Annotated in this window: 6 protein-coding genes; 3 read left to right on the top strand and 3 right to left on the bottom strand. The window is 56.1% G+C overall.

Features of this window, described 5'->3' with window-relative positions:
* Positions 1-218: 218 nt before the first annotated feature.
* Complete coding sequence (locus ACWVCN_RS06390) at positions 219-443, top strand: tetratricopeptide repeat protein (protein ID WP_455244724.1); 225 nt, start codon at positions 219-221, stop codon at positions 441-443.
* A 46-nt stretch (positions 444-489) separates the two neighbouring features.
* On the opposite strand, the gene ACWVCN_RS06385 is transcribed toward ACWVCN_RS06390, so the two are convergent.
* The gene (locus tag ACWVCN_RS06385; RefSeq protein ID WP_455244723.1) at positions 490-1299 is read right to left on the bottom strand and encodes a DUF1295 domain-containing protein; all 810 of its coding nucleotides are present in this window, start codon (positions 1297-1299) and stop codon (positions 490-492) included.
* 40 nt (positions 1300-1339) lie between these two features.
* Positions 1340-2221, bottom strand: a complete 882-nt coding sequence (locus ACWVCN_RS06380) for an SDR family oxidoreductase (protein WP_455244725.1) — start codon at positions 2219-2221, stop codon at positions 1340-1342.
* A 59-nt stretch (positions 2222-2280) separates the two neighbouring features.
* Here ACWVCN_RS06380 and ACWVCN_RS06375 point away from each other — a divergent pair, with 59 nt between their 5' ends.
* Positions 2281-2664 (top strand): hypothetical protein, encoded by a 384-nt coding sequence (locus tag ACWVCN_RS06375; protein ID WP_455244722.1) that lies wholly within the window; start codon positions 2281-2283, stop codon positions 2662-2664.
* Between the two features lie 55 nt (positions 2665-2719).
* Here the strand turns inward: ACWVCN_RS06375 and ettA are convergent, their stop codons facing one another.
* Positions 2720-4402, bottom strand: a complete 1683-nt coding sequence (gene ettA, locus ACWVCN_RS06370; RefSeq protein ID WP_455244721.1) for an energy-dependent translational throttle protein EttA — start codon at positions 4400-4402, stop codon at positions 2720-2722.
* Positions 4403-4612: 210 nt separating this feature from the next.
* Between ettA and ACWVCN_RS06365 the strand changes: the two genes are divergently transcribed.
* Positions 4613-5155, top strand: a 543-nt coding sequence (locus ACWVCN_RS06365; protein WP_455244720.1) for a lipid-binding SYLF domain-containing protein, incomplete at its 3' end; no start/stop codon positions are given.

Raw genomic sequence — 5155 nt, 5'->3', positions numbered from 1 at the left:
CTTATGCCGAACTCCTCATCGAATTTTCCTCGCTCCGGCATATCGACCACGCCTGTTTGAATCTGCTCGAAACTTGGCAACGCCAGCACGAAGCTCAATTATGGAAAAGTCATCGTGGATTGGCATAAACTCCGTGGGGTGTCCTATCAAACCAGGCAATCGCTTCGACAGGCTACTTGGTGGCAGAAGTTGTTGGAATAATAGATGAGACCAAAAACATGAAGCGGTGGATTCGTACTGCGCTCACAATCTGCGTACTCTCCGTTTCCGCATGCAACGGGGACCAGGCAACGGAGATGCTCGAAACTGCCGAATTTGAAGAACGCCAGCACAACGAGGCCCATGCCAAGCAGCTCTATGAAGACATCCTTCGTCTCTACCCTTCCAGCAAGGAAGCCGAGACGGCCAGAGCGCGACTCTCCCGACTCAACCAGCAACCATGACCGTTCCGCACTGACGAGTCAGATCGAAGATTCTCGGCTTTACCGCTCATGATTTTTTGGGCGGCCAGGGTAAAAAGGCGTTTGTTCCCCGCTGGTACTCCCGATAGTCTTCTCCCCGGCTTCTGATCGCCTGTTCTTCCGCCAGAGGAATTCCCGTCACCTTGAGAAGCGCCCAGCCCATCGCAACAGGGCCGATCCACGTGAGGGGCCAGCCCGGTACCCCGATCGCGATGACGACGAAGGCGCACCAATGGAGCCATTCGAAAAAATAATTCGGATGCCGTGAGTAGTACCAGAGGCCTTGCTGGCAGACACGATCGAGATTCCACGGTTTGGACCGAAATCTGGCGAGTTGCCAGTCTGCGACCGCTTCACCGGCTACCGCCGCGATCCACAACAGAAATCCCGCGAGCTCCCACAGTCCGAACGGCGGTTGCGGATTCTGGATGATCACCATGAACGGCAACGATAACGCCGCCACAGCCAACGCCTGGAGATGAAAATACCCGAACATCTTGATCCCTTCCCACTTACCCCACTGCCTGCGAACCCGCTGATATCGTGCATCTTCCTTCTTTCCGATCACCCGGTTCAGGAGAAGGTACAACCCCAAGCGGCCCGCATAAATACAGACCATGAAAGAGACGAATAATTTTCGCTCTGTCTCGCCCTGAGCATGGGAGGCATACCAGAGCACCGCCGTGATCAAACCGGCGCAAAAGCCGACGTCGGCGATGGCAGCATTGCGTACGATCAGTTGGAGAGCCCACAACCCAGCCATGACCACTGACATGACAAGGTAGGTAAGGACAATAAATGAAAGAGGATCCGATCCCGTCACAGTATCCTTCTCCACCGAACTCTCAATTTGTCAGCCTGCCCGTTCGCGAACTCTCTCACCGGCCTTCCTCCGGATAGTCCCACAGGTCGGCTCCCCGGCTCCGGCGATGGAGAAGCCACTCCCGAAATCCCGGAATCGGAAACGACAAGAGACGTTGGATCTTGTCGCATCGAAGAGAAAGATCCGCTGGGCGCGGGGCGCCACGATGGTTCTGCGCAGAAGCCACGACGAACCTCCCTTCAAATTCTGGATACCAGGGCAGGAGTGCCTGGCCGATGTCCCAACGGGATAACCGTTCCCTGCCACCAAGATGGTAGAGACCGGGCGTGTTCCGCTCGAGCAGTTCCCAGACAGCGCGAGCGATGACGCCAGCAGGGAGAGGACAACGCAATTCGTCTATATAGAGGGTGACGGGCTGGCCGGTCTTGACGGCTCTACACATATCCTCGACAAAACTTCGATCGCTGTTGTTCGATGTCCCGGCCGTCAAGACGATCCGAACGACCGTATGCCCAGGATTCTGCAACACTGCCTGCTCTGCTTCGAGCTTGGTCCTGCCGTAGACATTAATCGGGTTGGCCCGATCCGATTCGACGTACCAACTGCCCCTTCCGTCGAAGACCTCGCCGCTGGACAGGAAGATGAAGGGAATGTACCGGGAGAGCTCTGCCAACTGTGCTGTGGCATCGACGTTCACACATCGCGCCAGTTCCGGATTTAATTCGCACTCTTTGGTCCGGCTGAGAGCTGCGCAATGGATGACGGCGTCAGCTCGTCTGGACCTCCAATAGCGCTCGACTTTCGATCCATCGGTCAGGTTGAGCTCAGCCCTGGTAAGTCCATGAACGTCCCATTTCGGGGCCCATCGCGGGGCGGACCTAACAAGGTATTGTCCGATCAAACCTGCTGCACCTGTGACAAGAACCACCGGCTTCATTTCACCCACGGAATCCTTTGGCCATCTGCGTTCGGAACGCCTGATGATATAATCCCGGCATGAAGCAGGGATTGGGTTGGCTTTGTCTTCTGGTCCTCGTCTCCTTGATCACACCGGCATGGCCACAAGGGCTTCCGCCTGCGGATCTCCCTCCTGAATTCGCTGGACCTATCCGGGACATGCAATTCCCCACACCGACCAGGATCGAAGCATTCGTGTTGGTCTTGGACACATACGATCCCGCCGTATGGGTCGAGTTGGGGAAGGTCTTCACAGATGGTTCGTGGAAAGCGGTTCCCGAAGGCAGGCAATTCATCCTGTACCCTCGCGACGAGGAAATGATGGCTCTCTTCAAGTCACTGGTGAAAGGTTCCGAGCTACGCGTTATCGTTCAAAGGGATAATGACGGAAAAGTCAGAGTCCTGTCGCTTGACGATCTGTGAGGCCGGTGGCATTCCGGAGATGAATCTCAGCAAACGCCGGCCTGTGGACTCACCTTCAGTTCCGCGTCAGCTTCCGGTAACGGATCCGGTGCGGCTGGTCCGCTTCTTTCCCCAGACGTTTTTTGCGGTCCGCCTCGTAATCGCTGTAGTTGCCCTCGAACCAGACGACTTTGCTGTCACCCTCGAAAGCCAGGATGTGGGTCGCGATGCGGTCGAGGAACCACCGGTCGTGGCTGCTGATCACCGCACAGCCTGCGAAACTCTCGAGCCCTTCCTCCAGCGCGCGCAAGGTATTCACATCCAGATCGTTCGTCGGCTCGTCGAGAATGATGAGGTTGGCGCCCTCCTTCAGCATGCGGGCCAGATGCACGCGATTCCGTTCTCCCCCTGAGAGGTCCTTCACGTTCTTTTGCTGATCGGTCCCGGCAAAGTTGAATCGGGCGCAGTACCCACGGGCATTCACCTCGGCCTTCCCGAGTTTGATCGTGTCGTGACCTTCTGAGATCACATCGTAGACGGACTTGGTCGGATCGAGGCTTCGATCCTGATCGACATAGCCGAGCTTGACGGTCTCGCCGATTTTGATTGTGCCCGAATCCGGTTTTTCCTTCCCGATGATCATCTTGAACATCGTCGTCTTGCCGGCTCCGTTCGGTCCGATGACGCCGACGATCCCACCCTTCGGCAGGCTGAAGTTCACGTTCTCATACAGAACCTTGTCGCCGAACGCCTTGCTGATCCCCTTGGCTTCCACGACCACATCGCCCAATCGTGGTCCCGGGGGAATATAGATTTCGAGGTCCTCCGCCACCTGCTCCTGCTTCTGGTTGACCAATTCCTCGTATCGATTCAACCGCGCTTTCCCCTTCGACTGGCGGGCCTTCGGCGACATACGGATCCATTCCAACTCGTGCTCGAGAGTTTTACGACGTTTGGTCTCAGCCTTCTCTTCCTTTTCGAGCCGGTCCTTCTTCTGCTCCAGCCAGGACGTATAGTTACCTTGAAAAGGAATGCCGTGGCCGCGATCGAGTTCGAGGATCCATCCCGCAACGTTGTCGAGGAAGTACCGGTCGTGAGTCACGGCAATGACGGTGCCCTTGTATTGCTGGAGATGTTGCTCGAGCCACTGCACCGACTCGGCATCAAGGTGATTGGTCGGCTCGTCAAGCAGCAGAATATCCGGCTCTTGAATCATCAAACGGCACAGGGCTACACGGCGTTTTTCTCCGCCGGACAGAGTCTCGACCTTTTGATCCGCTGGAGGACATCGCAAGGCATCCATCGCGATGTCCAGTTCATTTTCCAACTCCCAGCCATTGGCAGCCTCGATCTTCTCTTGCAACTGCGCCTGTCTGTCGATGAGTTTTTCCAGTTCCTCCGGAGACGCCTCCCCCATCTTGTTGCTGACATCTTCATATTCCTTGAGCAGCCCGACGAGTTCTTTCTTGCCTTCCTCCACGACTTCCTTGACCGTCTTGTTCGGATCGAGTTGAGGCTCCTGTTCTAACAGCCCGATGCTGTAGCCTTTCGAGCGGGTGATCTCCCCCGTGTAGTTCTGGTCCACGCCCGCGATGATCCTGAGGAGGGAGCTTTTGCCCGATCCGTTCAACCCGAGCACGCCGATCTTGGCACCGTAGTAGAAACCCAGATAGATCTCGCGCAGCACCTGCCGTTTGGGCGGATAGACTTTTCCGACATTGACGAGGGAGAAAATGACTTGCTTGTCGTTCGTGGCCATAAACCCTGCGAGCCTCCAAATGAAACGGATTCACAATTGCCGAGGAAGGCAACATACCAGACAAGCCTTTTCGACCACAACCGAGACCCGTGGAAGTTCCGCCATAGAATTGGAATCAGTTGTCACTGACTGGCCTTCTGAGGGTTGTATAAGACATTCCGGTGGTGCACACTGACTTTCATTCCACCATAACCGTGTTGAGGCCCTATCATGATGCAGATGACGCGATGCAGAAAACTCCGGACTCTTACACTGGCGCTGGTCATGGCTTCCCTGCTGGCACCCTGCATGGTTTCCGCAGCCGATGATGCCGAACAGAAGGATATCGTCGACAAATCCCGCATGACGCTCAACAGTTTCCTGGCCGACTCAAACATGGAATGGTTGCGTGACCATATCAAGGATGCAAAGGGCATCTTCATCGTGCCGCAACTGCTCAAGGCCGCCTTTTTCTTCGGCGGGGAAGGGGGAAGCGGAGTATTCCTTGTGAAAGACGACAAGAGCGGCGAATGGAGCCAGCCCGCTTTCTATACGATGGGGGCCGGGAGCTTCGGTTTTCAATTCGGCGCACAGGCATCGGAAGTGGTGCTGCTCGTCATGTCGCAACGGGGGGTCGAATCGCTCCTCACAAGCACGTTTAAGCTCGGCGGTGATATTTCTGTCGCCGTCGGTCCCGTCGGAGCCGGAGTCGAGGGTTCGACAGCGATGAATCTCAGCGCGGATATGCTTTCGTTCGCCAGGGCAAAAGGACTG

The organism is Petrachloros mirabilis (assembly GCF_975968855.1).
Note: the sequence above shows the minus strand (reverse complement) of the source record. Positions and strands in the feature narration are given on the sequence as shown.

Coding starts and splice junctions, on each gene's coding strand:
- ACWVCN_RS06390 (WP_455244724.1), top strand. CDS start 219: ATGAAGCGGTGGATTCGTACTGCGCTCACAATCTGCGTACTCTCCGTT.
- ACWVCN_RS06380 (WP_455244725.1), bottom strand. CDS start 2,221: ATGAAGCCGGTGGTTCTTGTCACAGGTGCAGCAGGTTTGATCGGACAA.
- ACWVCN_RS06375 (WP_455244722.1), top strand. CDS start 2,281: ATGAAGCAGGGATTGGGTTGGCTTTGTCTTCTGGTCCTCGTCTCCTTG.
- ettA (WP_455244721.1), bottom strand. CDS start 4,402: ATGGCCACGAACGACAAGCAAGTCATTTTCTCCCTCGTCAATGTCGGA.